This is a genomic window from Paraburkholderia phymatum STM815 (assembly GCF_000020045.1).
GTDB classification, from domain to species: Bacteria; Pseudomonadota; Gammaproteobacteria; order Burkholderiales; family Burkholderiaceae; genus Paraburkholderia; species Paraburkholderia phymatum.
The window spans coordinates 2,373,829-2,399,469 of sequence record NC_010623.1; the positions used below are offsets into that span (position 1 = coordinate 2,373,829).

General features: G+C 62.7%; 24 protein-coding genes, 1 pseudogene and 1 riboswitch. Of the genes and pseudogenes, 9 read left to right on the top strand and 16 right to left on the bottom strand.

Annotated elements, in window-relative coordinates; all coding sequences use genetic code 11:
* Window positions 1-17: 17 nt before the first annotated feature.
* The 4 genes from BPHY_RS26285 to BPHY_RS26300 are packed head-to-tail and all read right to left on the bottom strand — an operon-like array spanning window position 18 to window position 4,940.
* Window positions 18-1,784, bottom strand: a complete 1,767-nt coding sequence (locus BPHY_RS26285) for a carbamoyltransferase family protein (RefSeq protein WP_052306185.1) — start codon at window positions 1,782-1,784, stop codon at window positions 18-20.
* Window positions 1,785-1,789: 5 nt separating this feature from the next.
* On the bottom strand, window positions 1,790-2,992 hold the full coding sequence (locus tag BPHY_RS26290) for a glycosyltransferase family 9 protein (protein WP_012404494.1): 1,203 nt from the start codon (window positions 2,990-2,992) through the stop codon (window positions 1,790-1,792).
* Window positions 2,989-3,615 (bottom strand): D-glycero-alpha-D-manno-heptose-1,7-bisphosphate 7-phosphatase, encoded by a 627-nt coding sequence (locus BPHY_RS26295; RefSeq protein ID WP_012404495.1) that lies wholly within the window; start codon window positions 3,613-3,615, stop codon window positions 2,989-2,991. Before BPHY_RS26295 ends, BPHY_RS26290 begins: the two co-directional genes overlap by 4 nt.
* Before the next feature lie 32 nt (window positions 3,616-3,647).
* Window positions 3,648-4,940: a glycosyltransferase family 4 protein gene (locus BPHY_RS26300; protein WP_012404496.1), complete on the bottom strand. Its 1,293-nt coding sequence runs from the start codon at window positions 4,938-4,940 to the stop codon at window positions 3,648-3,650.
* Window positions 4,941-5,333: 393 nt separating this feature from the next.
* On the opposite strand from BPHY_RS26300, the gene BPHY_RS26305 reads away from it, so the two are divergent.
* Entirely contained in the window at window positions 5,334-8,015 is a 2,682-nt protein-coding gene (locus BPHY_RS26305) for an ATP-binding cassette domain-containing protein (RefSeq protein ID WP_012404497.1), read from the top strand.
* On the opposite strand, the gene BPHY_RS26310 is transcribed toward BPHY_RS26305, so the two are convergent.
* From BPHY_RS26310 to BPHY_RS26320, 3 genes are all read right to left on the bottom strand, one after another.
* A complete protein-coding gene (locus BPHY_RS26310; RefSeq protein ID WP_012404498.1) occupies window positions 8,012-8,995 on the bottom strand; it encodes a glycosyltransferase family 2 protein in 984 nt (327 codons plus the stop codon). The two genes, BPHY_RS26305 and BPHY_RS26310, sit on opposite strands and share 4 nt — an antisense overlap.
* A complete protein-coding gene (locus BPHY_RS26315; RefSeq protein ID WP_012404499.1) occupies window positions 8,992-9,225 on the bottom strand; it encodes a DUF2795 domain-containing protein in 234 nt (77 codons plus the stop codon). Before BPHY_RS26315 ends, BPHY_RS26310 begins: the two co-directional genes overlap by 4 nt.
* A gap of 318 nt (window positions 9,226-9,543) precedes the next feature.
* The gene (locus BPHY_RS26320) at window positions 9,544-10,308 is read right to left on the bottom strand and encodes a ParB-like protein (protein WP_322789034.1); all 765 of its coding nucleotides are present in this window, start codon (window positions 10,306-10,308) and stop codon (window positions 9,544-9,546) included.
* 73 nt (window positions 10,309-10,381) lie between these two features.
* Here BPHY_RS26320 and BPHY_RS26325 point away from each other — a divergent pair, with 73 nt between their 5' ends.
* From BPHY_RS26325 to BPHY_RS26335, 3 genes are all read left to right on the top strand, one after another.
* A complete protein-coding gene (locus tag BPHY_RS26325; protein ID WP_012404501.1) occupies window positions 10,382-11,632 on the top strand; it encodes a phosphatidylserine decarboxylase family protein in 1,251 nt (416 codons plus the stop codon).
* 145 nt (window positions 11,633-11,777) lie between these two features.
* Window positions 11,778-13,097 carry an NRAMP family divalent metal transporter gene (locus tag BPHY_RS26330; RefSeq protein WP_157686739.1) on the top strand — a complete coding sequence of 440 codons (1,320 nt, stop codon included), beginning with the start codon at window positions 11,778-11,780 and terminating at the stop codon, window positions 13,095-13,097.
* 225 nt (window positions 13,098-13,322) lie between these two features.
* The gene (locus tag BPHY_RS26335) at window positions 13,323-14,552 is read left to right on the top strand and encodes an Nramp family divalent metal transporter (protein WP_244257691.1); all 1,230 of its coding nucleotides are present in this window, start codon (window positions 13,323-13,325) and stop codon (window positions 14,550-14,552) included.
* 120 nt (window positions 14,553-14,672) lie between these two features.
* Here the strand turns inward: BPHY_RS26335 and BPHY_RS26340 are convergent, their stop codons facing one another.
* The 5 genes and pseudogenes from BPHY_RS26340 to BPHY_RS26355 all read right to left on the bottom strand — a co-directional run bounded on the left by BPHY_RS26340 (window position 14,673) and on the right by BPHY_RS26355 (window position 17,640).
* Window positions 14,673-15,257: a PqiC family protein gene (locus tag BPHY_RS26340; RefSeq protein WP_012404504.1), complete on the bottom strand. Its 585-nt coding sequence runs from the start codon at window positions 15,255-15,257 to the stop codon at window positions 14,673-14,675.
* Window positions 15,254-16,141: an MlaD family protein gene (locus tag BPHY_RS26345; RefSeq protein ID WP_244257692.1), complete on the bottom strand. Its 888-nt coding sequence runs from the start codon at window positions 16,139-16,141 to the stop codon at window positions 15,254-15,256. The genes BPHY_RS26340 and BPHY_RS26345 overlap by 4 nt, the downstream gene beginning before the upstream one ends.
* A gap of 53 nt (window positions 16,142-16,194) precedes the next feature.
* Window positions 16,195-16,437 (bottom strand): annotated as a pseudogene (locus BPHY_RS41285) (paraquat-inducible protein A); the annotation flags it as partial.
* Between the two features lie 342 nt (window positions 16,438-16,779).
* On the bottom strand, window positions 16,780-17,187 hold the full coding sequence (locus tag BPHY_RS26350; protein WP_012404505.1) for an Hsp20/alpha crystallin family protein: 408 nt from the start codon (window positions 17,185-17,187) through the stop codon (window positions 16,780-16,782).
* 12 nt (window positions 17,188-17,199) lie between these two features.
* Window positions 17,200-17,640, bottom strand: a complete 441-nt coding sequence (locus tag BPHY_RS26355) for an Hsp20/alpha crystallin family protein (protein ID WP_012404506.1) — start codon at window positions 17,638-17,640, stop codon at window positions 17,200-17,202.
* Between the two features lie 251 nt (window positions 17,641-17,891).
* Here BPHY_RS26355 and BPHY_RS26360 point away from each other — a divergent pair, with 251 nt between their 5' ends.
* Window positions 17,892-18,275 carry a hypothetical protein gene (locus BPHY_RS26360; protein ID WP_041764805.1) on the top strand — a complete coding sequence of 128 codons (384 nt, stop codon included), beginning with the start codon at window positions 17,892-17,894 and terminating at the stop codon, window positions 18,273-18,275.
* A gap of 925 nt (window positions 18,276-19,200) precedes the next feature.
* On the opposite strand, the gene BPHY_RS26370 is transcribed toward BPHY_RS26360, so the two are convergent.
* Window positions 19,201-20,325 carry a VIT1/CCC1 transporter family protein gene (locus BPHY_RS26370; protein ID WP_012404509.1) on the bottom strand — a complete coding sequence of 375 codons (1,125 nt, stop codon included), beginning with the start codon at window positions 20,323-20,325 and terminating at the stop codon, window positions 19,201-19,203.
* A 311-nt stretch (window positions 20,326-20,636) separates the two neighbouring features.
* Here BPHY_RS26370 and BPHY_RS26375 point away from each other — a divergent pair, with 311 nt between their 5' ends.
* From BPHY_RS26375 to BPHY_RS26385, 3 genes are all read left to right on the top strand, one after another.
* Window positions 20,637-21,011, top strand: a complete 375-nt coding sequence (locus BPHY_RS26375; RefSeq protein ID WP_012404510.1) for a phage holin family protein — start codon at window positions 20,637-20,639, stop codon at window positions 21,009-21,011.
* Entirely contained in the window at window positions 21,008-21,322 is a 315-nt protein-coding gene (locus tag BPHY_RS26380; protein ID WP_012404511.1) for a hypothetical protein, read from the top strand. Before BPHY_RS26375 ends, BPHY_RS26380 begins: the two co-directional genes overlap by 4 nt.
* A 965-nt stretch (window positions 21,323-22,287) precedes the next feature.
* Entirely contained in the window at window positions 22,288-22,491 is a 204-nt protein-coding gene (locus BPHY_RS26385; protein WP_012404513.1) for a cold-shock protein, read from the top strand.
* A gap of 65 nt (window positions 22,492-22,556) precedes the next feature.
* Here BPHY_RS26385 and BPHY_RS26390 read toward each other — a convergent pair whose 3' ends face one another.
* Together BPHY_RS26390 and BPHY_RS26395 are read right to left on the bottom strand one after the other, a co-directional pair.
* A complete protein-coding gene (locus BPHY_RS26390) occupies window positions 22,557-22,871 on the bottom strand; it encodes a DUF4148 domain-containing protein (protein WP_012404514.1) in 315 nt (104 codons plus the stop codon).
* Window positions 22,872-23,096: 225 nt separating this feature from the next.
* Window positions 23,097-23,666 carry a hypothetical protein gene (locus BPHY_RS26395; protein ID WP_012404515.1) on the bottom strand — a complete coding sequence of 190 codons (570 nt, stop codon included), beginning with the start codon at window positions 23,664-23,666 and terminating at the stop codon, window positions 23,097-23,099.
* A 722-nt stretch (window positions 23,667-24,388) separates the two neighbouring features.
* Between BPHY_RS26395 and BPHY_RS26400 the strand changes: the two genes are divergently transcribed.
* On the top strand, window positions 24,389-24,670 hold the full coding sequence (locus BPHY_RS26400) for a YodC family protein (RefSeq protein ID WP_012404516.1): 282 nt from the start codon (window positions 24,389-24,391) through the stop codon (window positions 24,668-24,670).
* Window positions 24,671-24,772: 102 nt separating this feature from the next.
* Here the strand turns inward: BPHY_RS26400 and BPHY_RS26405 are convergent, their stop codons facing one another.
* Window positions 24,773-25,405, bottom strand: coding sequence for a LysE family translocator (locus BPHY_RS26405; protein WP_012404517.1), 633 nt, complete (start codon window positions 25,403-25,405; stop codon window positions 24,773-24,775).
* 39 nt (window positions 25,406-25,444) lie between these two features.
* A riboswitch (ZMP/ZTP riboswitch) is annotated at window positions 25,445-25,565 on the bottom strand.
* Window positions 25,566-25,641: the final 76 nt, after the last annotated feature.

Sequence of the window (25,641 nt, forward strand, 5' to 3'; positions counted from 1 at the left end):
GCCGAACGTGCGGGCGTTCATTGCGCGTTCTCCGTCGACGTCGCCGCCGATACGGCAGACCCCGCTTTTTCGACGATGAACGGCCCGATCACGAGCGCATCGAGCGGCGAGGTCCAGAACGACTCGACGGCATCGCGCGGCGAATTGACCATCGGCTCGCCCCGCGTATTGAACGATGTGTTGACGAGCACAGGCACGCCCGTGCGCTGGCGGAACGCTTCGAGCAGATCGTAGTACAGCGCGTGCTGCGCACGGTTCACCGTCTGCACGCGCGCAGTGCCGTCGACGTGCCGCACGGCGGGAATGCGCGCGGCCTGTTCCTCGCGGACATCGAATACGAACAGCATGAAGGGCGCGCGTTGGCCGCCGACGAACCAGTCGGCCGCATGCTCTTCCATGACGACGGGCGCAACCGGACGGAAGTCTTCGCGATCCTTGATCTCATTGAGCTTTGCCTGCATGCCGGGGTCGATCGGCGAGGCGAGGATCGAGCGTGCGCCGAGCGCGCGCGGTCCAAACTCCGTGCGCCCTTGATACCAGCCGATCACCTTGTTGTCGGCGAGCATGTCGGCCGTTTCGTTGACGATGTCCCGAGCGCGGCGATAGGGGATCTTCGACCACTTCAGGAAGCGCTCGATTTCATCGTCGCCGAACGCGGGGCCGAGATAGGCGTGGTCCATCGTCCAGTGGCGCGTATGCGTGCCGCGTTCGCGGTAATCGGTCCACAGCGCGGCACCGAGGGCCGTGCCTGCGTCGCCGGCCGCGGGCTGGACCCACACTTCGTCGAATGGTCCCAGATCGCGAATCTTCGAGTTCATCACGCAGTTCAGTGCGACGCCCCCCGCCATGCAAAGGCGCGTCAATCCCGTCTGCCGATGCAGCCAGTGCGCGAGGTGCAGCACGGTCTCTTCGAGCACGCCTTGCAGCGAGCGCGCGATATCGAAGTGACGCTGTTCGAGCGGGCCGCCGCGCTCGCGCGGCGCGCCGAAGCGTTCGACGAGACGCGGTGCATCGACGGTATACGTGCCGTCCTCCTTGACCTTGACGATTTCCCGGAACTGGTCGGCATACACCGGCTTGCCGTACGATGCGAGCGCCATGACCTTGTACTCGTCCGACGAGTGCAGAAAGCCGAGCCACGCGGTGACGGCCTCATAGAGCAGCCCGAGCGAGTGCGGCAGTTCGACCTGACGCAGCCGTTTATACGTGCCGCCCGTGAACTGTCCCATGCTCGTCGTCACGCCTTCGCCGCGTCCGTCCATCGTGAGCACGGCGGTATCGTCGAAGGGGCTGGCGAGAAAGGCGCTCGCTTCGTGCGCGAGATGATGGTCCACGAAGTGCCATTGGAAGCAGTCGTTTCGGTCCACGCCCTTGAACCGCCTGGACAGATGATGCGGCGCGCCGTCGAGCAGCTGCGCTTTCGCATTCGCGATGTAGCTGAGAAAGAGGGGATCCCACGGCGATTCCGACGGATTCGCGGGCGTGTGCTGCGCCGGATCGAACGGCAGTTCGATCGTTGCGCCCGGCGTTTTCGGCATGCCCGCGAACAGCGCCGGGTCGTACGAGTACGCGACGTGATCGACGTCCTTCAGTTCGATTCCGGCAGCGGCGAGACAGTAGTCGATGGCATCGAACGGCAGTTGCCAGGTCGAGAACGGCACGGGCCGCTTCGCGTGCTTCACATGCGTGAAGCGTTCGTCTTCGGCGGCGGCGAGCACGACGCCGTCGCGGATCAGAACGGCGGCGCTGTCGTGATAGACGGCATTGATTCCCAGTGTGTACATGAGCGTCATTCCGTATGAGTTGCGATTCGGTTGGCGATGGACGGTGAGCCCGTCGACGGCTTCGTTTCCGCGATCAGCTCGAGCGCGGCATTGGCCACTTCAATGGGCGGTATGCCGCGCAGACACGCGTGATGTCCTTGCGGACAGACGCTGCGATAGCACCAGCGGCATTCCACGTCGTTGAACAGCACGCGATGCGGCGTTTTCCACGGCCCATGCTGCGGATTGGTCAGCGCGTACAGATCGACGACGGGCGCGCCGAGCGCCGACGCGATATGCACGGGCCCACTGTTGTTCGAGATCACGACCATCGCGCGCTCGATCAATGCGGAGAACGCGCCGAGTTCGAACGCATCCGTCAGGTCGTGCATGAAAGTCCGAACGGATGGGCCTGCGGCTTCGATCAGCGTGCGCGCGAGCGGCGCTTCGCTCGCACTGCCCGTGACCAGCATATTCATCCCCGTCTGGCGAACGAGCCGCGCGGCTGCGTCCCCGAAGCGCTCTGCCGGATAGCGGCGCGATTCGGCGCTCGCGCCGGGATGGATGACGGCGAACGGCACGGCGGGATCGATCCCGCGTCGCGCGAGCGCGGCCGCGAGCGTTTTGCGGTCGATGTCGCGCAATTGCATACGCATGCGCGAGTCGACCGCCTGTGCGCCGACTGCGGCCACGAGCGTCAATTGCCGTTCGACTTCATGCTGCGTGCCGTGCTCGGGCTCCGTCTCGCGCACCCAGTCGTTGAGCAGCGCATACGGATTCTCGCGGCAGCGCGCGAGCCGCCGGTGTATCCCCGCGAGATAACACATCGTCGCGGCGGGCAGCGGGTTCTGGCTATACACCGTGAAGATCACGGCGGCGTCGAACTGGCGCTCTTCGAGCAGCGCGCGCATTGCCAGGTCGGCGGGATGGGAGCGCGGCGGCCGGTTGCGGGTCCAGGGCGCGTCGTAGCGGATGACGTCGTCGACGTCGGCGAGGAACGGCGCAATGGCCTCACCGGCGGGCGAGGTCAGCAGCGTCAGGTGCCGGTCGGGCGAAGCCGCGCGCAGCGCATGGAGCGCGGGCGTCGTCATCAGCACGTCGCCGAGATTGTCGGTGCGCACGCACAGGATGCGCTTCACATCGTCGCCCCACGGCGCGAGCGGCGCGGCGGCCGCGACGGCCGCATGCGCGGCCGTCGGCGGCGCGATTTGCGCGAGACGCTTCATCATGCGGCCTGCCTCGGCGAAGGCGCTTCGCCAGCGTCGCAGCGTTCCTGATAACGCAGGATCATCAGCGCCGCGCGATGCAGGTCGCGCGCATACGCGGTCGGCATGCGCGACTGCGTGCGGCGCCATACGGTTTCGTGGCCGTTGTCGAGCAGGATCGTCCGGCAACCGGCGAGGTTGCCCGCCTCCACGTCGTCGAGGATGTCGCCGACGAACCACGACGCATGCAGATCGATGCCATGCTCTCTGGCCGCCCGCAATAGCATGCCGGGCGCGGGCTTGCGGCAGTCGCAAGCCTGTGCGTACGCAGCGACGCTGCCGTCGGGATGATGCGGACACCAGTACACGGCGTCGAGCGTCGCGCCGCACGAAGCGAACATGTCGCGCAGTTTGGCTTCGACGGCGTCCAGCGCGCCGATATCGAAGCGGCCCAGCGCGACACCGCTCTGGTTGCTGATGACGATCAGCTTGAACGGACAACATGCAAGTTCGGCGAGCGCCTCACACGCGCCGGACTCGAAGCGCATGTGCTCTGGATCGACGTTGTACGGCACGTCTTCGAGCAGCGTGCCGTCCTTGTCGATGAAGACGGCTGCCTGGCGGTGCGTATCGGAAGGCAAGGGCATAAGAACCTCTGCTGGCTAGATGCAGGTCATGCTTATCGCGCCGCGCCCCCCGCTGCCGAACGCAGCGTCTGCGCGCTGTCGCTGCGTGCCGGGGCCGTGCCGACATCGGCGACGCGTCCGTAGATCGCCTGCAGCGATTCGGCGACGCCGCTCCACGTGAACTCTGCTTGCGCGCGGGCGAGTCCGGCTTCACCCATGCGGCGCGCGAGGGCAGGATCGCGCTGCAACGCCGCAAGTCGCATCGCGAGTGCGGCGGGGTCGCGCGGCGGCACGAGCCACCCGGTCTCGCCTTCTCGCACTGAGAAGCGAATGCCGCCGACGTTGGCGCCGATGACAGGCGTGCCGCACGCCATCGCTTCCACGGGGGTGATGCCGAACGGCTCGTACCACGGCGTCGTCACGAAGACGTTTGCGGCGCTGTAGAACTCGCGGAGAGACTCGCGCCCGCGGCGGCCGACGAAAGTCGTCGCCGGTTCGACGCCCGCCTCCCGGGCAACGCCGCGCAACCGCGCGATCTCCGGGGTGGCGAACTCATTGGGCGTGTCGGAGTTGCCGCCGACGACATACAGCCGCGCATCGATGCCATGTTGGGACTTGAGCACGCCAACGCCGCGAATCACGTTGTCGATGCCTTTGCGCTGCACGATGCGCCCCAGTTGCAACACGATGAACGCCTTGCGCGGCCAGCCGAGCGCATGGCGCGCCGCATCGCGGTTCAGCGGATGAAATTCTTCGGCGTCGAAGCCGCAGGGCACGATCTCGATCCGGACGGGATCCGCGCGATACAGTTCGACGAGATCGGCCTCGTCCTGCGGACACTCCGCGATGATCGCGTCAGAATGCCTGACCAGTTCGTCTTCGATGTCGAAACGCTCGTCAGGGAAACCGTCGTCGCTGCCCTGATGGACGCGGCGCACGCGACCGAGCGCATGAAACGTCGTGACGAGCGGCACGCCCAGCACGCGCTTGACTTTCAGGCCCGCAAGGCCGGACATGAAGAAGTTCGCGTGCATCACGTGATACGGCGTGCGTTCGCGACGAAAGAAGCCAATCAGAAAGTCGGAGAATTCGCCCATATAGGGCAGCAACTGTTCTTTCGGGAGTTGCAAGGGGGGACCCGCCGGCACATGGATCACCCGAACGCCGTCCATGTTCGAGATGGCAGGCAGCAGCGCGCGATCGCGCCGCGTGAACACATCGACCTGATGACCGCTTCGCTGCAGTTGCCGGGCGACGTGCGCGACATAGATGTTCTGTCCGCCGCTGTCGACGCCGCCTGCAACGGCCAGGGGAGACGCGTGCTCGCTAATGATGGCTATCTTCATCGTGGTCCCTTTGCAGATGGACTGTGACGGTTGATCGAATGGCGCTGCATGTCTCGCTCGATGCGTCGGGCAGCGCACAGAGGCTCATCAGCATCCCCTGTGCCGTCCGTTGAGTATGGGCGTTCTCACCGTTGTTCATCCTGCGGAGAGTTCTTTCGTCGTTGCCGCGTCGTTGGAAGCGCTGTGGCGCGCCCCAAATTACAAGGCACCGGTAAAAACGCTGCGCGGTGAAGCGGCCCGTTGCAGGCGCATCGCATGCTGTGCGACAGGCTTCGCTGTCGTTGATCCGCTTTGCGCGCAGCGCGCCCGAATGCGGCCTGGCGGGAGCGAATCTGGCTCGCGCCGTATGACGAGCGCGAACGAACATGAACGCGCGCACCAACGGGGAGGAAGATGAGCACAGACGCAACGACCGATCGCACCCGGATCAAAGGACTGATCGTGCGGGACCTGCTTGCTGCCGTGCTTCGCTACCGGCTGATCACGGCAGCGTCGTTCGCGCTGATGATCCTCGCGAAGCTGTCGGCGGTGGCCATTCCGCTGACGCTCAAACATATCGTCGACGAGCTGAGCCATCCCGAGTCGCCCGTGGTGTTTCCCGTGTTTCTGGTGCTCGCGTATGCGTTGCTGCGCTTCTTTGCCGATGCCTTGAACGAAGCCCGCGACGTGGTGTTCAGTGTGGTCACGCAGCGCACGGTCGCTGAGTTCGCCGAGCGGACCTTCAGCCATCTGCATCGGCTCGGCGCGCGCTTTCATGCGCAGCGCGAGACGGGTGGCGTCGTGCGCGACGTTCAGAAAGGCACGGACGGGATCGGATTCCTGTTGGGCACGGCGCTGTTCTCCATCGTGCCGACCTTCATCGAGATCGGCACGATCGTCGCGATCGTGATGCGCAACTATTCATGGTTCTTCACGATCATCATTGCGGCAACATTTGCCGGCTACGCGATCTACACATACGTCTTTACCCGCCGGCGCCTCGAGATTCAGCGGCGCGTCAATGCAATTGAAGCGCAATCGGACGGACGGCTGGTCGACAGTCTGCTGAACTACGACACGGTCAAGTTCTTCGCGACGGAAGAAACGGAAACGCGGCGTCTGTCCGACGTTCTCGCGCAATGGATCGATGCACGCATCGCAAACCAGCGCGCGCTGACGGCGCTGCATGTCGGGCAGAGCGGCGTCATCGCGGCGGGGATTGCCGCGGTGGTGCTGCTCGCGGTGCAGAAGGTGATGACGGGGGCCATGAGCGTCGGCGATCTGGTGCTGATCAACGCGTACATCATTCAGGTCTGCATGCCGCTCAACACGCTGGGCTTCGTGTTCCGCGAGACCAACGACGCGAAGGTCAATGTCGAACGGATGTTCGCAATACTCGTGGCGCGCGGCGTGCCGGGCGAAGATCTCGACGTGCCGGATGCGCGGACGCTCGCGGTGACGGACGGCGCGATCGAGTTCGAGCGCGTGAACTTCGGCTACGATCCCGCGCGCCAGATCTTGCGCGACGTGACGTTCCGCATTCATCCGGGCCATCGGCTCGCGGTAGTGGGCGGCAGCGGCTCGGGCAAATCGACGCTCGTGCGGCTGCTGTTCCGCATCTATCAGCCGACCTCGGGGCGTGTGCTGATCGACGGCCAGGATGTGCGCGCCGTGACGCAGAGAAGCCTGCGCGAAGCGATCGGGATCGTGCCGCAGGACACTGTGCTGTTCAACGATACGATCGCCTACAACATTGCCTACGGGCGGCAAGGCGCGACGCGCGCGGACGTGGTGAGGGCTGCGCGGGCGGCGCAACTCGACGAGTTCATCGAGCGCCTGCCCGATCACTACGACACGCGCGTCGGCGAACGCGGGGTGCGCCTGTCGGGCGGCGAGCGGCAGCGCATCGCGATTGCGCGTGCGATCCTCAAGAATCCGCGCATCATCGTATTCGACGAGGCGACATCCGCACTCGACACGCGTTCGGAGCGCGCGATACAGACCGAGTTGAACCGGCTCGCGCAAGGGCGCACGTCGATATCGATCGCACACCGTCTTTCGACCGTCGTCGACGCGGACTGGATTCTCGTGATGGAGCACGGGCGCATTGTCGAGCAGGGCACCCACGACGAGCTGCTGGCGCGCGATGCCGTGTACGCGAAAATGTGGGCACTGCAATGGCAGCAGGGCGAGCTCGAGCATCTGCAACGCAAGGTGTCGGCGGAAGCCGTGCGGATCGACACCCTGATCGCCGATGCGTTGCGACCGTTGCAGAACGCGCTTGCGCAACGACGTGTGACGTGGCGAACGAGCACGCCGCATGAAGACCTGCGGATCACCGGCGATCCCGTCGAATTGCAGCAAGCGCTTGCCACGCTGTGTCGAAGCGAAATCGAGCAGACGCCCGCGGGCAGCGTGATCGAACTGCGCGTCGAGCGCCAGGGCAATCATGCGTGGATCGGTGTGGTTGGCGCGCGCGACAAGCCGGTCGAGCTGACACAGGAAGCCGCGCGGACAATCGAGGCGAAGCTGGCGGCGTCGGGCGGCCGCCTGACGGTGATGCCTGTCGATAGCCGTGTTGCTTACGCAATGGTGTTGCCGCTTCGGCCTGTCCTCGACGACGAGCCCGCGCGCTTGCGATCCGACGAGATGCCCGTCGCCCTCAATGCACATCTTCCTCTGGAAGGCATGCGGGTGCTCGCCGTCGACGATCAGGAAGATGCCCGGGATGCCCTCGAAGCGGTGTTGAACGTCAACGGCGCGCAAGTCGAGCTGGCGGGTTCAGGCGCCGAAGCGCTGGCTGCGCTCTCGAAAACGCCCCCGCGGCGCTGGCCACAGGTTCTGTTGTGCGACATCGTGCTGAACGGTGAAAGCGGCTATCAGGTGCTGGAACATATCCGCGATTTCGAAGCACGTCATGACGTACCCGCACAGCAGCGTATGCCTGCCATCGCATTGACAGGTTATGCGCACGAGGATGACCGCGATCGCGCACGTCAAGCAGGATTCGCGCTGCACTTGACCAAGCCCGTTGCGGCGCCTGCGCTGATCGAAGCCATTCGGGGCGTCGCGTCGGGCCAGCGCGCTGAACCCTAACGGCCAACGGTTTCCCGATATTCCTGTTCGCGCCGATGCGACGGAACATCGCTCGCGGTCCGCATGGGCACCGTGAAATCCGCCCGACGCTCGTGCTGTCTCACTTCGCGAAGCATCGACAGCACGTGACGCGGCACGAGCCGGCGCTCTCGTATCGCCCAGCTCAATCCGCCCAGCATCCGCGGGCCGTCCGTCATCAGCGTTCGTTCACGATGGAACGTCAAGATCGCGCGAGCGGTCCGCGCCAACGCGTCGCTCAAGGGTAGCCGCAGCCACGCGATCCACGCGGCATTGCGCGCCAGCATCCGCCTGCGCAATGCGCTGTCGCGCGCGGCAGACGGATGATGCGCGACCGTCAGCGCTTCACAATAGGCGATTGCGTAACCACGTCTGAGCACATCGAGCGCGAGCAGTTCTTCTTCGCCGCCGATGAACAGGCGCGCGTCGTATCCGCCTGCCTCGCGAAATAGTGCGGTTCTGAATACGGACGCCCCAGCCATGTAGCCGATGAGAGAAGGACCGGGCAATCCGCGTGAATCGAGCGGACTGTGCTGCATCACGACACAGGTCGAATCCGTTTCGCCCGTTTCCCCGACTTCGATTCGCGCATTCAGCACGCCTGTTTGCGGCGAAGCGTCGAGCAGGCGGACCGCTTGTGCAAGCGAGCCGGGCGCCCACCATGTGTCGTCGTCGCAGAACGCCACATACTCCGTTTCCACATGCGCCACCGCGCGATTGCGGCCGGCCGCGCCCAGGTTGCTGCCGCATTGGACAATGCGCACATCGGGGAACGCGAGATCGACCATCGCGACCGTTTCGTCCGTCGACGCGTTATCGGCGACGATGATTTGCGGATATTCCGGCAGCTCGCGCAGACGATGCAGTGTCTCGATGAGCCGCGTCGCGCGGTTGTGTGTCAGTACGACGATGGTGATGCGCGATCCCGCATCGGCTGGCGCGCAGGTGTGGCTCGTCCTCACTGGATACGCGAAATCTCTTTCGACACCGAGGCGGGGCTGTCGTAGTCATGATCGGGCAGCTTGTCGATCAGATCGACGATATCCGTATTGGCGTGATTCTGGCGCGCCCGTTCGACCAGCTTCTCGCGCGTCGTCGGGTAGGCGACGCCGGCAAGTGCCTTCTGGATATCGATCGGATTGGGTTGTCCGGGATGACGCTGATCCTGCGAATGAGCCGGATGCTGCGACATGAATGTTCTCCTTGATGAAAGCAACGAGGTCTGAAAGTCACGTAGGCCGCAAACGCAATGCCTGGGTAAGCGCCCGCTGCCTGTTCTTGCGTCACAGCAGGCGTCGTTCCCTCGGCACCCGGCGTCGCGGTGCCCTTCAGGCATGTGCTGCGCGCTTGCACCGTATCGTGTTCTTGCAGGCAACTGTACGGGTTGCCTGTTGGGGTCGCGCAGGACGAGGAGGGCGCCACTCATCGTGGCGAACTACGCAGGCAGCACTGTATGGCGTGTGAGGAAAGCGGGGCCTTCTTTGCGCGCCACGAAAGACCGATAGCTTGCCTAACGCTGTGAAGCAGCGCTCGCCGACGCTTCCTCGAATCCGGGCAGGCCAAGCGCCAGTTCAGTCCTGGCCAAGGCCGCAGCCTTGGGAATGAGCGCCTGGTACTCGCTTTCGGACGTCGGGGCCGGCAGGTATCGGCGGAAAAATGCTGCCCAGCGGAATTCCGCGAGCGGGACATCGGTTTTGACATAGCCTCCTGCGTCGCGCGCAGCGGCGGCCAGATCCCGAAAGTCATCCTCCTGCGACTCCCACACATGCTGCGGCAACGCCCGGAACGCCATTCGCCGGCCGTGCGCGTCGAATGGATGCACCCAGTGATTGTTTTCCATCTCGACCCAGAAGCGGGATTCGGACAGCGAAGACAGGTCCGCGACGACGATGACGGGCACATGGCCGATACCGGCAAGCTTTAGCGCTGCTGCGACGTGGTGATGATCCGTGGCAAAGCACATGGAAGCGGGTCCGTTCACGATCGGCACGGGCTTGTCGCGAATCGACTGGGCCAGGTCATGTTCGCTCATTGCGCGATAGGCATCAGCCTTCTTTTCGACTTCACGTCGTCCGTGCGTGCCTTGCGTGGGACGCAGCGCGTCGATTTCTAACGTCCGCATTTCGTCCTCCAACTCGGTGCGTTGTGGGAAACCAGTGGGGAGCGGCAGTTCATGCATGAGCGTGAGCAGGGCGTGTGCCACCCGCCATTCGTCAGATGACGGACCAGACAGGGCTGCCGCACGGTCGACGGGCGGCCTGCGCGGTGTCTTCACGCTAAGCATCGACATGCTCAGGCCGGGTTATTGCTGACGCGAGAGGCGAGCGCAACGATCACAAGGAGGCGACATGTCCCGCATCTCGGGTTCCCAACGCCAGCGGCGGCGACGGCTGGGCGAATGGTTGCCCCAAAGCGAAGACCACATTGCAAGGTTCCGTCTGCAACTCGCGGAGCAGGCGCGCGCTCACGCGCGACGCGCGCCGATGTCGACGGTTGTCGAGGATCTGGCAGCGCTCGTCCAGTCGGATGCCGTGCTGAGAATGGACATGACCAACGCGATCCACGAGGCGCTGGACGAAGGTCACCAACTCGGTTATGAGTCGATTGATGAACTCATGCGCATCATCGACTACACGACGACCTATGCGCCACCCTTCAGTGAGTCGAGCCTGGTCCATTGCCCGTTGAATGCCGTTCTTGACTGGCCGATGTGTATGCCTTCGGGCTACGCACTATTCCGGGATCCGGCGTTGAACGCACAGCTTCGCCGTGTACTGAATTATTGGAGTGGCTTTCTGAGCGGCCCGCATTCGCGTGTTCATCTGACTACCGATTCCCCGGACGGATGGTTCAGTCCGGAAGCGGACGGGCATATCGGCATGTCACAGTTTCTGTGTCATCCGCACACTCCCTCCTGGGGATTCTCGTCGTGGAACGACTTCTTTACGCGCCGCTTCAAGCCGGGCGCGCGACCGGTCGCAGAACCGGAGAACGACAGAACTGTGATCAGCGCATGCGAAGCCGCGCCATACAATCTCGAACACGGCGTGAAGCTGACCGATACGTTCTGGATCAAGTCGCAGCCATACTCGCTGACCGACATTTTTACCCACAGGGAGATCGAGACGGCGCGTTGTTTCGAGGGCGGCTCCGTGTATCAGTCGTTTCTGAGTGCCTTTAACTACCACCGCTGGCACGCCCCCGTCTCCGGCACTGTGTCGAAGGCGTATGTGGTGAATGGCACCTATTATTCCGACGCGGAAGCCGAGGGAGAAGACCCGGGTGGACTGAACGATTCGCAAGGCTACACGACCGCTGTTGCGACGCGCGCCGTCATCGTCATTGACAGTGACGCCGCCGCGCTCGGCAAGGTTGCATGCGTTTTCGTGGGGATGGCGGATGTTTCGTCGTGCTTGATCGACGCGTTGCCGGGGCAACGGGTCAGGAAAGGAGAGGAGCTCGGGTACTTTCAGTATGGAGGATCGACCTGTTGCCTGATTTTTCGGCCGGGTGCGATCGACAGGTTTATCCCGACACCACCCTACGACGACAAGGCATCGCCATTGAAGGTGAACTCACCTATCGCTATCGCTCGCTGACGGAGAATGCGGACCCCGGCTGGTCGATTCGTGCAAGGGCGGCATCGGCCGGAATCCGCTTTATCGAGCGTGCCTCGTGATGCCGCTGCTCGTGTCCCCGTAGAGATGGAAGGGGAAGGATCCACGGGCCAACGTGAAATGGATCATGCCAACGACTACGCGACGCGAGCATGACGTAAAGGCCCGCGATGAACCGCACCGCAAGGAAGCACCTGCGCATTCATGGGCCGCGGACATGGGGCCGGGGCTTGCTTCGACAGCAAGCGATAACGACCCGAGCGGGATCGCAGCGTATTCGCTCGCCGGTGCGCAATTCGGCTACGACATGCTCTGGCTATGTGTCCTCTCGTATCCGTCGATGGTTGCTTTCCAGCTCATCGCGTCACGGATTGCGGTCCTGACAGGAAAGGGACTGACGACCAACATGCGCGAACATTACGCGCGCATCTACTTCTATCTGGCCGTTGCCAGGTTCCTGATTGCAAACGTCTTCAACATCGCGGCCGACACCGTCGCGATGGGTGTAGCGGCCAGTCTGTTGTGGCATGGCTCCGTGCCAGTGTTCGCAGCATTGGGGACGGCGGTTTCCATCGTGCTTCAGTTGACGGTGCGTTATCCGCGTTACGCGAGCCTGTTGAAATGGCTGACACTTTCCCTGTTCGCCTATGCCGCCGTCGTGATCGTCCTGCACGTCTCGTGGCAAACGTTGGTGTGGAATTCGCTGGTCCCTCATGTGCGATGGACGGATCATTATTTCTCGATGCTGCTCGCGATCATCGGCACGACGATCAGCCCTTACCTGCTTTTCTCGCAGGCGACCCAACAGCTCGAAGAATTGCGGCTCGATAAGCAACATGAGCGGACGGCCGAATATCACCGCCTCCTCGAGCAGCAGTTCCGGAAAACGCGCAAAGACACGCTGATTCGGACGGCCTTATCGAATTCCGCAGGGCTGGTCATCATTGCTGCTGCAGCGGCGACGCTCTACGCACACGGACACGGTCTTGAGAACATTGAGGACGCCGCGCGGGTGCTCGAGCCTGTTGCGCGAGGCTACGCCGCCCAGGTGCTCGCACTTGCCTTCATCGGAACGGCACTGCTCGCATTGCCGCCACTCGCGGGTTCCGCTGCCCACTCGATAGCAAGCGTGCTCAGAAGCGATGACAAGCAGCTTGAAAACCGACGAATCACCCGTGCATTGCTGTTCGTGATGATGCTGGGCGGCACGCTCGGTGTCGCGCTGATCTGCGCACATGTCGAACCGCTGCGGCTTCTGTACTGGGGTGCCGTAGTGAACGGTTCCACCGCGACGCCCGTCATGTTCATGCTCGTGTTGCTTAGCACGAAGCGATCTGCGGTGGGCGATCTAAGCGCTCATTGGGTGCTGCGGTGTCTGTGCTGGCTCGCCACTGCTGCTGCGATGGCCGCATTGGTTTGCCTGTTCGTGCTCGAGCGGATGCGCTGACTGCGCGCGGCGTGCGAAACATGACGTTGCCGTCGCGCTGTCGAGTGCACGGCGTCAGGCGACGGTTCGACATTGTCAGCCACATCATCGGCACAAAACGTGCTCGTTTCATGGAATGGCGACATATGCGCGTCCGTTGATTCGCTGGGGATGAATATGGAGACATACGATAAAAAACCGATCGACCCAGAGCTTGTCGTTGAGGACAAGGCAGAACGGTCGTGGATGAAGCGTCTTGGCCCGGGGCTCATAACCGGCGCCGCGGACGACGATCCTAGCGGGATCGCGACGTACACGCAGGCGGGCGCGCAGTTTGGTTTCGGCCTGCTCTGGACAATGTTGCTGACCTATCCGCTGATGGTTGCCATCCAGTCTGTCAGCGCGAGGTTAGGACGCGTGACCGGGCGGGGCCTTGCGACAAATCTGCGGCGTCGTTATCCCGCACCCGTCCTCTATGCTGCCGTGGCAGTCCTTCTGGTGACGAATACGATCAACATCGCGGCCGACCTCGCCGCAATGGGCGCGGCGACGCAACTCGTACTCGGCGGACCTGTCCAGCTATACGTCGTCATTCTCGGTACGGTGTCCCTGTTGCTGCAGGTTTTCGTTTCCTATGAGCGTTATGCGCAGATCCTGAAATGGCTCACCCTTGCATTGTTCTCCTACGTGGCGCTGACGTTCGTGATCCCGATCGACTGGAAAGCAGTGGCCTTCGGCATGGTGAAGCCGCCTGTCAGGTTGTCAGGCGGATACGTGACGACGGTTGTTGCCGTACTGGGCACGACCATCAGCCCGTATCTGTTCTTCTGGCAGGCGTCACAGGAGGTCGAGGAAATCCGGTCCCAGCCTGCGCAGCGACCGCTGCTGCGTGCGCCCATGCAGGCCAGTGGGCAACTCAAGCGGATCAATATCGACACATGGGTGGGTATGGCCATGTCGAACGCTGTTGCATTTTTCATCATGTTGTCGGCTGCCGCGACGTTGCATGTCCATCACGTCGAGGTGAAAACCACAGCCGACGCGGCAAGTGCGTTGAAGCCCATCGCCGGCGAGATGGCGTTCGCCCTGTTCAGTCTTGGAATTGTCGGCACCGGTCTGCTCGCGTTACCCGTTCTGGCGGGATCGGCAGCCTATGCGACAGCAGGCGCGATGAACTGGCGCAACAGTCTCGCGTTGCAGGTCAATCTCGCCAAACAGTTCTATGCCGTGATCGCAGTCGCGCTACTCGGCGGTGTAGCGCTCACGTTTGCTCACCTCGATCCCATCAAGGCGCTGTACTGGAGTGCGGTCATCAACGGCGTCGCCGCCGTGCCGATCATGGCGCTCGTGATGCTGATGGCGAGTGACCGTTCGGTGATGGGGGAATTCGCGCTGAAAGGCGTCCTGCGGTGGGTCGGCTGGCTGGCGACGGCGGTCATGGGCATGGCTGCAATCGGCATGTTCTGGCCGGGCTGACGCCAGGTTAGATTGCTTCGCCTGTCTTGAACGCGCGAGTCCTCGAGCGGCGTCTCCCTTTGTCGGTGTGTCGCGTATGGCGCTAGGGTGTGGCCGGCTTTCGAGTGGCGACTGCAACGCTCAGCGCTCTACGATCGACGCGACAATCCGATCCGCCAGCTCGCCCAGAATCCGGCTCAACGCTGCCGCCTGTTCGGCAGCGTCGCGGCTCGTGAGCGTCGACGTCAGTGTGACCTCGCGCGTCAAGGTGACGTGCGGCGGTTGTCCGGACAGCAGCGTCCAGCCCGCCTGAAACGTCATCGTTTTCGTGTCGGCTTCGGCGTCGAGCACGGTGACGACAAGCGTGCGCGTATCGGGTGGCGCGGGTGCGTCGGGGAAGACGAAGGCGCCTGCGGGCAGGCGCATCGTCAGATCTTGCGCCAGCGTGCCGCGCATCATCTGCGCGAGCGGTGCGCCCCAGTGATTACGGTCGTCGACCGTGAGGCGGTTCGGCGAGACCTGGGTGACGACTTCTGGCCGATCGAGCACAGTGGGAATATGCACGGCCGTCAATTGCACGGGCGCGATGCGAGTCGTCGCGAGCAGCGCACCGGATGGCGACGCGTTGAGCCTGACGTAGTGCGTGGCCGGGCTGTGTCCGCATCCGGCGAGGCTTGTACCGATCAGCATGGCGACGCGCGCCAGGGTCGAAGCGCTGCGCGTCATGGATTCTCCTCGCGCTTGCCGCGCACGAGCGCTTCGGGGTGACGCTGGAGGTAATCGGCCAGCGCACGAACGGAGCGCGCCGTATCCGTCAGTTCGCGCAGCGTGGCAGGCAGGTCGTTCTGGCTTGTCGCATCCGCGCCGAGCGTGCGGCTGGCCGCCGCGACGGTGCGGTCGGCCTGGCTCGCGGTGTCGCGCAGTTGCGCAACGAGCGGTCCGATTTGCGGCGAGACCTGTTGTAGCGTGCGGTCGATCTGTGCGACCGACCGGTCGATATGCGTCAGGCTGTCGCGAATCTGCGGCGACGAACTCAATGCGTTGACGCGTGCCGCGATGCTGCGGACTTCCTCTCCTGTCTGCCTGATGGGAAGGTCGTCGAGCTTCTTCATGACGTCGTTCGCTTTCGACGCAATCGACTCGATGTCGGCGGACGCGACGCTGGGGATGACGGGCACGCCATCGTCGGCGGCAAGCGTCGCGCTCGACGCGCCCGCGACGAAGTCGAGGTCGACCTTGCGCGCGCCGACGAGCGGCGGATCCTGCGACAGACGCGCGCGCAGCCCTTGCGCGATCAGATGCGCGAGCATTCCGTCGACGACGGGACGCCAGTCGCCGTTGGCGGGCGGCGCCGCGCCGACGATGCCGAGTTGCGTCGGGTCGAGGGCGATCTGCACGGGCGTGCTCAGTGCGCCCGTGCCTGCATCGTAGTTGAGGCGGACACGCGTGACCGTGCCCACATGAAAGCCGCGTAACACGACGTCCGCACCGTCCTTGAGTTCTCCCGCTGCGCCGTCGAAGCGCACCGCGTAGGTGACGATCGGGCCGTGCTGCGGGGCGAGGGCGGGCGGGCGGTCGTCGCCGTCGAAGTGCTCGGTGGGTCGACCCACATCATCCGCGGATCGAACGCACGCGAAGCCAGCATCGTCAGAACGACGGCGAGTGCGAACGCCGTTGCCCCCGGCGCATGCCGCGCCGATGCGAAGCCGTCGAAGTGGATGAGGGGCACGAAGGCCGCAATCGTGAAGACGTCGACGTTCGACCATCGTCCGAGTTCGTCGATCCATCGGTACAGGTGCGCCTTGATGCGCAGATGCTTGCGCGAACGTCGCATGACGGATGCGATGAACCACAGCGTGCGAGCGCGTGCGCCGCGAGGGGTGGAACGTCCTCGAGCGCGCCGCATTCAGGGCACCCGATTGTCATGGGACCTCATGCACCGGCTATCGACAGATGATGCCTTGCTCCTAGCATGCGTCGTTCCACCCCTTGGAGATGCGATACGCCTGTCGCCGCCCTGTGCCGGGCGTGCGTGGCCGTGACAGCTTCGACCAATGCGCCGGATCGCGTGCGTGTCCGGATCGCGCGACCCGGTACGGCCAGCGACCGTCCGCGTGAGGGCCGAGCGTGCATGCTGCCATGAGCAGCAATCACATGCTGTACCGCGACGCAGGGTGCATCGCGCATAGATGCGGAGCGCGGGTAGCCCGCGCTCCGCATCCACCCTTCAGCTGGCGGCCGTCCGCAATCAGCCCTGTATGACCTCGATGCGGCGCGGCTTGGCTTCATCGCGCCGGGGTATCGTCAGTCTGAGCACGCCGTCTTTCAGCGACGCTTCAATTTTCGATGCGTCGAAATCGTCACTGACGGTGAACCGGCGCGAGAAATAAGGCGCGCGTATCTCGGCATGAGTCAGCGCGAGGCTGGCAGGCACCGGAATGACCGACTCCGCTTCGATCGTCAGGCTGCCGTCGTGTACCTTGACGTCCAGTTTCTCTCTGGGCACGCCTGGCAGATCGGCGAGCAGCGTGACGGCATGCGCGTCCTCGAAAATGTCGACCGCCGGTGTCAACGTGACGCGGCGACGCGTTTCGTCTGCTTCCGCGCGCGCGACAGTCCCGGCGTCGCGTTGGGCGAGTTGAGTGTTGTCGCTCATGATTGCACCTCGTTACTGAACAGTAATCGCACGTGGCCTGGATGTTTCCCGCTTGCCGACCGAAATCAGCAGACATCCATCGACATAGCGAGCCTGAACCTTGTCAGGGTCTGCTTGCTGCGGCAATTCGACGACGCGCCGAAATGGACCGCTGAAACGCTCCTGAGCATATCGCCGGGCCGTCTCTGGAAATTCGGCGCGCGTGTTTGCGCGCTCGCCCGCGATGGTCAGCAGGCCCTTGTCGACGGACACGTCCAGCTTCTGCGGGTCGACGCCCGGCGCGAACGCGACGATCTCGATCGAGTCGTCGGTCGTACCGACGTTGATAGCCGGGAATGTGCCGGACCGGCTCGAACGAAGGCTTGAGGGATAGCCGCCGAACAAGCTGGACATCTGGCGCTGCAGACGTTCCAGTTCGCTGAAAAGGTCGGCCCCAACGTAAAAGTCACTCATGGTCGCTAGCTCCTCTAGCGGCAAGGAAGCGAACCGGCATACGCGCTTCAGTCCGGTTGTCCCATGCCGCGGACGATCAAGGTTGAAACACGCAGCGCCGCGAACCGATAGCCCGCAAACGCTGCCCGAGCGATGCATAAGATAGATCGCTCACAACGTTTTTCAAGAGGGGGGTACAAAATTTGTCGGGACTTGAAAAGCTCATGGGGCGCCCATACAGTCCGCGCACCAGCGTTACCCAGGAGACGACCATGGAATTCGATACCGACTGGAAAACCCTTGGCAAACATCGCATCAAGCTGCGCTCGACGAAGGGATTTCCGACAGAGCTGATGCATCAGGTAGCGGCAGTCACGCGCCTGGCGGTGGACAACAACATGAGCGCACGGGCACGCATTGTCGAAATCGTGTTTCGTCACGAAAAGGCATATGACGTGACCGTCGGCACCACGCTCGTGGAAGACCGTATTTGCGCTGCACAACTCGAAGGCGCTATTGCGACCGTGATGGGCCTGATGCCGGAGCAGGTGAACATCTTCGTTCACGCGGTCACGCAGGAGGAGGTCGATCTGCACTTTGGCGTATACGAGCGGATGCTGGCGGAGAAGCTCGGCGCGGTGCCGCCGATACAGTAGCCGTTCGGCACGGGCGGGACATTATGGCGAGCGGAATAATGGCAGGCCGCACATATACTTCAGGCGTTATTGACCCGCCACATCTGTTTTACTAGATTCATTTGCGCCAAGGCGTATCTGGCCCAAATGCGACGTGTGTCATCCACTTTGTATCAGGCATGCAGTTGAGCCATTGCGTGTGTTCTTTGCTTGCCGTCTGAGGAGGAAACGATGGTTCCGGCAAACAGGAATCTGTTGATGACAATTCGGCGGACCTTGAATACTTCCGGTTCTGTTTTGGCGGTTCTACGAACGTGCGCCGAAGAGGTCTGGCATGCAGCTAAGGCAAGAGTGCACGCCGCAGCGCGACGGGTACCAGAGAGACGTAGCAGGGACTACCATCTCGACGTCTAGCTCGCGGCGCCGGATAGATCGCCGGCGGGCGTCAGGCTGTCTCGTCAACCGTCAGGGCACGCAGCTCACGTTGCCCATAGGGGCGATGAAATTTCGCGTGTGCAGCCCGGGAGAAAAAGAGTTGGGACATGGGGCGGAAAGCTGACCTTTTTAGTTTGCGAGTGGCAGACCAACATATCGCATTAGCGCAGGGGCTCGTCGAGCACCAACTGTCGACGGTTCATATGCTCGAAACGAGAGGGCGGGATGCGACCGAGGCGAAGCTGCTTCTCGCAGGGCTCGAAAATTCACTTGAAGCGTTGGTAGATCAACGTTCTACCATCGAGCGAACGATCCGGATCAGCGCTCGTCGCGGGGGCGGCGGCCCAAGCTGAGATCGGACTCAAACGGCAGTCCGAAGAGGCGTGCCCGTCGGAGTGTCTATCTTCCGATCAACCCCTGGAGAATCAATCGGCCCGGCGGCGCAACCGGGCGGGTGCGCCGTGACTGACATATGGGTCGCGCAACGGGACGGTCTTCTTTCGCAAAGGTGTCAGGACACCGACACGCCGAGGAGATGTCCCACACCGAATGTGAATGCGGCCGCGGCAAGTCCGATAATCACCTGGCGGATGGCTGAGAAAATTGCACTGCGGCCATTGAAAAGCGATGTAAATACGCCAATGGCGGCTAGTGCGAAGATGCTCAGTGCAATGCACTGGACGATAGCGGCGAATCCTGATGTCCACAGAAATGGCATAGCGGGAAAAATGGCGCCCGTCGCAAACAGAAAGAACGAGACAGCAGCAGCCGACCAGGGGTTGCCGCCGAGTTCCGCAGGGTCGAGGCCGAGTTCCTCGCGTGTGAGCGCGTCCAGCGCCTTGTCCCTGTCGCGCATAAGCTGCGATGCCACCCGTTTAGCCTCGACGGCATCGAGGCCTTTCGCCCGATAGATGAGCGTCAGCTCGTGCTCCTCCGCATCGGGTGTGTGTTCAAGCTCGTCCGCTTCTTTCGCGATTTGCGTCTGCGCAAGTTCGCGTGCGTTGGTGACCGACAGCCATTCGCCGAGTGCCATCGAGCATGCGCCCGCGATCAGCCCCGCAAGCGCGGTCAGAAGTATTGCCTTGTTTCCTGTGCCGGCGCCAGCGACACCCATGATCAAGCAGAAGTTTGAGACCAGTCCGTCATTAGCGCCGAGTACCGCGGCGCGTAGATCGTTGCCCGACGACACGCCCCGGTGCCAGGATTCCGCTTGCGCGATTTCGGCGCCTTTCGTTCGCTCTCCGCCACCGGCGTTCGCCAGCCTCTGCACGACGCTCGCGTGATGCCGTTCTTCAACTGCCATTCCCTCGGTCTCGGGGTTGCCGGCGTACTTGTCACGATCGGCAAACTCGGCCGCGGCGAGCGACGGGAGAACGAACCCGGGTCCAAGGGTGCGGACGAGAGCTTTCATTACAAGCGTCTTCAGGGTCTGCCGCTCCCGTACTTTCATGCCATTCGCTTTCAGTTTGTCGGACCAGACCTTCGCGTGCGCGCGCTCAGCTGCGGCAAGGTCAGCAAAAATCTGCCGACGGTGGTTGTCCGCCTCAACTTTTGCGAGTGCTTCGTAGATTGCAGCGCTATGACGCTCGTCGGCGAGGTAGGCGCGATAGCGCCGAAGCTCTTTTGCAGATGCCATGATCCAATGCCCGTGCTTCAGTTGTCCCAGTTTATCTGTTTATGGCGCAGGGCCTGTTCGCACCACGGGCCGGACCTACTTTGAAACGGCGCCCTGCGCAGTCCATTAAGCCGATTGCGCAGCCGCCCTGGCACGGCGCTGTGCTGCCCTGACGCGGGTTTTTTTTGCCACATCCGGTGTTTCCGCATCGCCTCCAGGGCCATCGCCTGGGTGCACTCGAGTCAGCCGTCCGACACCCGTTGGTCTGCTGGCCGCTGCGGCATAGCGATTGCGGAGTCGTTGACGAATGCGGGCGTTCCGGGAGTGAAGCGATGTCGATCCAATCACGGGCAAGGTGCTGGCGCAATGTGGGACGCTTCTACGCGAATCGCGTCGCGGCCTACAGTGAACTCTTTTCCATCGAACTGGAGCAAGCGCGCATGCGGCTCGTGCGGGAAGTGATCGCGCTGGTTGCGCTCGCCGTCGCAGCGCTGTTTTCATTGTCTTTCCTGTCGATCGCGGTTATTGCAACGGCGCTGCGCACGTCTCGCTTCGTGTACATCGCGTGGGCCGTGGCGGTTGTATGGATGTTGCTGTGCGCGGCCTCGTACGCCGTCGTGCGCGGGCAGCGGCCCGCGCGGCCTTTCAAGGTGGTGCGCGAAGAAATCCGGAACGACCTCAAAACGGTCAGGGAGGCGCTCAGATGAATAGGCCCGACGTCGAGCAACGGCATCTGCCGGCGGCCGAACGAGAGATGCTGCTGCGTGAACGCCTTGCCGCTTCCCGTGCCGACTTGCTGGCCAGATCGGTCGCGTTAAAAGCAGAGAGCCGACGCGGGATCCCCTCTCTGCCGGCACGCGGACTCGAACTCGTCTGCGTCGCGCCGAACGTGACGCTGCTGGCCGCCGTGCTGGCCGGCGCGCTGATCCTGGGGCCGCGCAAGATTGCGGCCATCGTCGTGCGCAATGGACTGGCCGGGTGGATCGCCAAGAACGTGCGGCTTAGGGCGGGACAGTAATCCCGCGCGCGAGCGCGACTGGGTTGCCCGTGGTGTCGACATCTTTCCGGTCGGACTGTCGGAATGTGCTGCATCTGCGTTGCAGCGCGCACTGCCGCGGCACCGCGAGCGTGCTCGTGGGCAGCCTGTACGACCCGGCGACGAGGGAATCGCGGTTGCTCGCGGAGCCGCCGCAATCTACATGATCTGCAGTCGCAGCGGCCCTCTGTGGCTGCCGCAACATAGTTGCAACCACATCGAGTGAGAAGCGGGCTGAGTACTTTTTTCCTGAGCCTGTTCGCGGACAAAGAAGCTATTACACGTTTGTGCGGCGAGGTACATAACGCAATTGTTATACGGCGAAAGTTGCGGTAGGGTTGCCGTTCTGAAACGCAGTGTTCTGCCGGATGCGAGGACGTGCGCAATGACGAAGCTAAAGCCGCTATTTCGCATGAGCGCACATACTGCCGTATGCACGACTTGATTCATTCTTTTTGAAAGACCGGTCGCCCCCGATGCGACGGCTCATAATGGCTTTTGAATAAATCGGTACATCATGAATTGGAATGCTAAAGCCATCGAGCACCTGGAGCGGTGCCGCGAGGACAGCCGCGCCAGACGTTTCCTTTCTGCCCGACTCGAGAACGCGCTCAGGCGCGCGGGCGTCAGTTCGGCTCGTGTTGCGAAGTGGACTAACGCCCCGGAAATTCACGTCGAGTTCTGGCGCCGCGGAATTACCTCACCGCCACCCGATGCGCTCAAACGGATCGCTGGTTCACTTAGTCTTGACTTGCATTGGCTTTGCACGGGACAAACAGAAAAGGTCGATGGGCCATCCACGCTTGAGGAAGCCGGCCGGCAGGGTTATCCGCAATACGGGAACGTGTCGTGTGAAGGCCGACGCGGTCCGAATCTGCGCGGAGCAGTATCCACAAGTTAACCGGCGAGCGCCGGTTAAATTTCAACGCAACTGAAGGACGAAGAAAATGGCAGAAGGAACGGTGAAGTGGTTCAACGATGCAAAGGGATTCGGCTTCATTACACCGGACGACGGAGGGGATGACCTCTTTGCTCATTTCTCGGAGGTCCGGGTGAATGGGTTCAAGTCTTTGCAAGAAAATCAGCGGGTGAAGTTCGATGTAAAGCAGGGTCCGAAAGGTAAGCAGGCGGCAAACATCGAGCCGATATAACCCTTCATCAATCGCGGTCGCCCCGCTCCCCGGGGGGCGCGGCCACGACGGGTGTCAGACCGGGCTTAGCGAGGCAGAAGTGCTGGGCACTCGGTCTTGAACCAGTAATCGACCAGGCGCTGTGCCGCCTGCAGGTCTTCCGGATAGTACGGGTCGTCATACCAGGGCGACGGGTCGTAGCCTGCTTTTCTCAGTGCGGCCAGTTCGCTGTGATGCTCGGCCATCGTCGGCGACGACTGGCTCCTGAGTGCGGCGAGGTCGCGGCACTCCACCGCAGTGAGATGCGCGCCACCCTGCGGCACGACGCCGCCCACGACACATCCGGCAAGCAGGAAAGCCAACGCGGCAATCGTCGTGCGGCCTCCGATAAGCTCGTTCATATCGCATCTCCACGCATCCATCTCATCTTCGGCCGCGATCTGCAGCCTCATCTTATGTCGTCAGGCCTGTGGATGAGTTACGTCGGCGCAGTTTATGTTCGCTGATTCCAGCGGGTTCTGCTTGCGGGACGAATAGGACGCGTCCTTCGACGCGCTCCCAGGTCGACGAAGTTGTGAACCTCCGGATCGTTCGCATCCGATCAACGCGTGAGCGACCTCCTTGCCCTAAACGCGACACGTTTGTGCGTCATCAGTTTGACGACTGAAGGGCAACAGCTCGCGGGGACCCGCGATATCGCGCGGCGTCTCGAAGTCGCTCAGCGCCGCTCCCCGCATTTCGGAAGGCGTCCGCGGAAAACCGGTGCGAGCGGTGTAATCACGGGTAACGGCGGGAAGGGCGTTGCGGCGCTGAAAACCGGTGCGACTGCACGCGCGCGTCGCATAGGCGTCGGCGGCCGCAATCGCTGCAATGCCGAGCGCAGCCCCCATCGCACGCGATCGTTGCGTGCGGCCACCTGGCTTTCTCGTCACGGCAACCGTAGCCAGATCCAGCAGGTCGCCGCACAACCGTGCCAGCAGGAATCCGCCCGGTTTTCGCGCGCACAGCACGCCGACGCCGCACACCAGTTCGCGCATGCCATAGGAACGGACTAGCCCCGTGCGTTGTTCGATGCCCGATGTCCTTGCCGTCGCGCGCGGCGCGAGGACTTCGGCCACGCCCAGCGCAATGCTGAACCAGCCGATTGCGCGCACGACATTCTGCAATTGCGATGATTCCTGCGATCGAGTGTTCATCTCGTGACCCTGCCAGGTAAAGAGTGTGTGGGGAATGCGTGGGCGGCATGCGGTGGGCGCGCCGATCGTTTCGCTAGTGCGGTTTCGTGCAGGGATGGGGCGAGCATGTCGTGTACCCAAGGAGGCTCTCCGTGCCGATGTCTGTCCGCATCAAAAAGCGCAAATCGGCGCACGATCGAGACGGCCCAGGGAAAATCCCGAGCCGTGCATTTTTGTGATTAGCCAGAACAAAAACACGCGATCAATTCGGCGGATAACGTTTTCATTTTCTACAGTCTTACTATTCAACGGGTCTCCGTTTGCGCGTTGCAACTCATTTTCCGCGTTCAACAGTGATGCGCTTATTCACAGATGGCGGCGATTATCTCGTCTGACCGGCATTTAATTTGCGCCGACTTGCGCGATGTCAACCATATGACAGCGGGTGGTCCAGCGTATTTGCGTTTACCCGGAAGACCCGGCCTAAACGGCAGCGCAATGTATGCTGCGAGACAACATGACGCCTTTACCAGAAGGCGATTCGAGGACTAAACAAGATGGAACGAACGTTCGATATAAAGCCGTTCTTATTCCACAATTCCTGAAAACGCTTCCAATAAAAAATACTTGCTGACGAAATATTCAATTGTTAATCTTCGTCCACTCTTGTTTATTCCGTTGGACCGCGGTGCGTTTATGGCAGTGAATTTTCAGCCAGCCTAATGCTTATAACGGGGACATCCATGCTGACTGCTACTTTCGACGCATTTGAAGCAACGCAACAAACGGTGCAAATCCATATCGGGGACGTGGTGACGCTCAAAACGGGCGGCTCACGTATGACGGTGACGTATGCCGGGCCGATTGCCCGCAAAACGGGTGAATGGCTTGTTTGCCAGTGGTTCGACGACCATGGCGAACTGCGTCAGGAAACGTTCGCGCCGGAAGAGGTGCGGCTCCAGCCGCGCTCGATTCCGGCGGGCTCGGTGCAATTGCGCAAGTTTGTTCGCATCGTTTCGTCGTGAACGCGACGACGCGCCCGAGCGCGCCCTCGCATTCTTCGTTCTTCGCCTTCATCACGGACGCCGGGTGCATCAGCCAGCCCGGCGTCGTTCATTAGCGGCCCATTAGCGTCGCGCTTCCGTGGCCATCCTCACGGCGAGACCGGCGAGTACGGTACCCATCAGCCAGCGTTGCACGACCAGCCATGTCGGCTTGCGCGAGAGAAACACGGCAATCGATCCCGCCGTCATCGCCACCGTCGAGTTGACGGAAATGCTCAGCACGATCTGAATCGCGCCGAGAATCAGCGATTGTCCGAGCACGCTGCCGTGTTGCGGATCGATGAACTGCGGCAACAGCGACAGATACAGCACGGCGATTTTCGGATTCAGCAGATTGGTGACGAAGCCCATCGTAAAGAGCTTGCGCGGGCTGTCGACGGGCAGATCGCGTACCTGGAACGGCGAGCGTCCGCCTGGCTTCACCGCCTGCCATGCGAGATACAGCAGATAGAGCGCACCGCCGAAGCGCAGCGTGTCGTACGCGAACGGCACGGCCAGCAGCAGCGCCGTGATGCCGAACGCCGCGCAGAACATGTAGACCACGAATCCGAGCGCGACGCCGCCGAGCGAGACCAGGCCGGCCGTGCGGCCCTGGCAGATCGAGCGCGAAATCAGGTAGACCATGTTGGGCCCAGGCGTGAGCGCCATGCCGAGCGCGACGAGGGCGAATGCGAGCAGATGCGAGGTGTGGGGCATTGCGTGAGCTCCGTTGATGGAAAAACGGTCCGGGAATCGCAGCAAGGCCCAGGCGCGCGGCTCGAACGGGGCATCGCCAATGACTCCAGCGGCGCTGGGCCCCGGTTCGCGTTCCCCGATGGTGGTCCACCTGAACTAGGCGCCAGTCGCGCGAACCGTGCCATTGTTGCGCGCGGCGCGCGCGCACGCCAGTGACAAAAGGAGCCTTGGCCGTCGATACACTTGGGGGCAGCCGC

Bases quoted from the DNA above. Each gene is read 5' to 3' on its own strand.
- BPHY_RS26295 (WP_012404495.1), bottom strand. From the start codon at position 3,615: ATGCCCTTGCCTTCCGATACGCACCGCCAGGCAGCCGTCTTCATCGAC.
- BPHY_RS26285 (WP_052306185.1), bottom strand. From the start codon at position 1,784: ATGTACACACTGGGAATCAATGCCGTCTATCACGACAGCGCCGCCGTT.
- BPHY_RS26340 (WP_012404504.1), bottom strand. From the start codon at position 15,257: ATGACGCGCAGCGCTTCGACCCTGGCGCGCGTCGCCATGCTGATCGGT.
- BPHY_RS26395 (WP_012404515.1), bottom strand. From the start codon at position 23,666: ATGAACACTCGATCGCAGGAATCATCGCAATTGCAGAATGTCGTGCGC.
- BPHY_RS26290 (WP_012404494.1), bottom strand. From the start codon at position 2,992: ATGATGAAGCGTCTCGCGCAAATCGCGCCGCCGACGGCCGCGCATGCG.
- BPHY_RS26335 (WP_244257691.1), top strand. From the start codon at position 13,323: ATGAAGCGTCTTGGCCCGGGGCTCATAACCGGCGCCGCGGACGACGAT.
- BPHY_RS26315 (WP_012404499.1), bottom strand. From the start codon at position 9,225: ATGTCGCAGCATCCGGCTCATTCGCAGGATCAGCGTCATCCCGGACAA.
- BPHY_RS26400 (WP_012404516.1), top strand. From the start codon at position 24,389: ATGCTGACTGCTACTTTCGACGCATTTGAAGCAACGCAACAAACGGTG.
- BPHY_RS26390 (WP_012404514.1), bottom strand. From the start codon at position 22,871: ATGAACGAGCTTATCGGAGGCCGCACGACGATTGCCGCGTTGGCTTTC.
- BPHY_RS26380 (WP_012404511.1), top strand. From the start codon at position 21,008: ATGAATAGGCCCGACGTCGAGCAACGGCATCTGCCGGCGGCCGAACGA.
- BPHY_RS26375 (WP_012404510.1), top strand. From the start codon at position 20,637: ATGTCGATCCAATCACGGGCAAGGTGCTGGCGCAATGTGGGACGCTTC.
- BPHY_RS26330 (WP_157686739.1), top strand. From the start codon at position 11,778: ATGCCAACGACTACGCGACGCGAGCATGACGTAAAGGCCCGCGATGAA.
- BPHY_RS26325 (WP_012404501.1), top strand. From the start codon at position 10,382: ATGTCCCGCATCTCGGGTTCCCAACGCCAGCGGCGGCGACGGCTGGGC.
- BPHY_RS26305 (WP_012404497.1), top strand. From the start codon at position 5,334: ATGAGCACAGACGCAACGACCGATCGCACCCGGATCAAAGGACTGATC.
- BPHY_RS26360 (WP_041764805.1), top strand. From the start codon at position 17,892: ATGGAATTCGATACCGACTGGAAAACCCTTGGCAAACATCGCATCAAG.
- BPHY_RS26350 (WP_012404505.1), bottom strand. From the start codon at position 17,187: ATGAGCGACAACACTCAACTCGCCCAACGCGACGCCGGGACTGTCGCG.
- BPHY_RS26355 (WP_012404506.1), bottom strand. From the start codon at position 17,640: ATGAGTGACTTTTACGTTGGGGCCGACCTTTTCAGCGAACTGGAACGT.
- BPHY_RS26405 (WP_012404517.1), bottom strand. From the start codon at position 25,405: ATGCCCCACACCTCGCATCTGCTCGCATTCGCCCTCGTCGCGCTCGGC.
- BPHY_RS26300 (WP_012404496.1), bottom strand. From the start codon at position 4,940: ATGAAGATAGCCATCATTAGCGAGCACGCGTCTCCCCTGGCCGTTGCA.
- BPHY_RS26385 (WP_012404513.1), top strand. From the start codon at position 22,288: ATGGCAGAAGGAACGGTGAAGTGGTTCAACGATGCAAAGGGATTCGGC.
- BPHY_RS26370 (WP_012404509.1), bottom strand. From the start codon at position 20,325: ATGGCATCTGCAAAAGAGCTTCGGCGCTATCGCGCCTACCTCGCCGAC.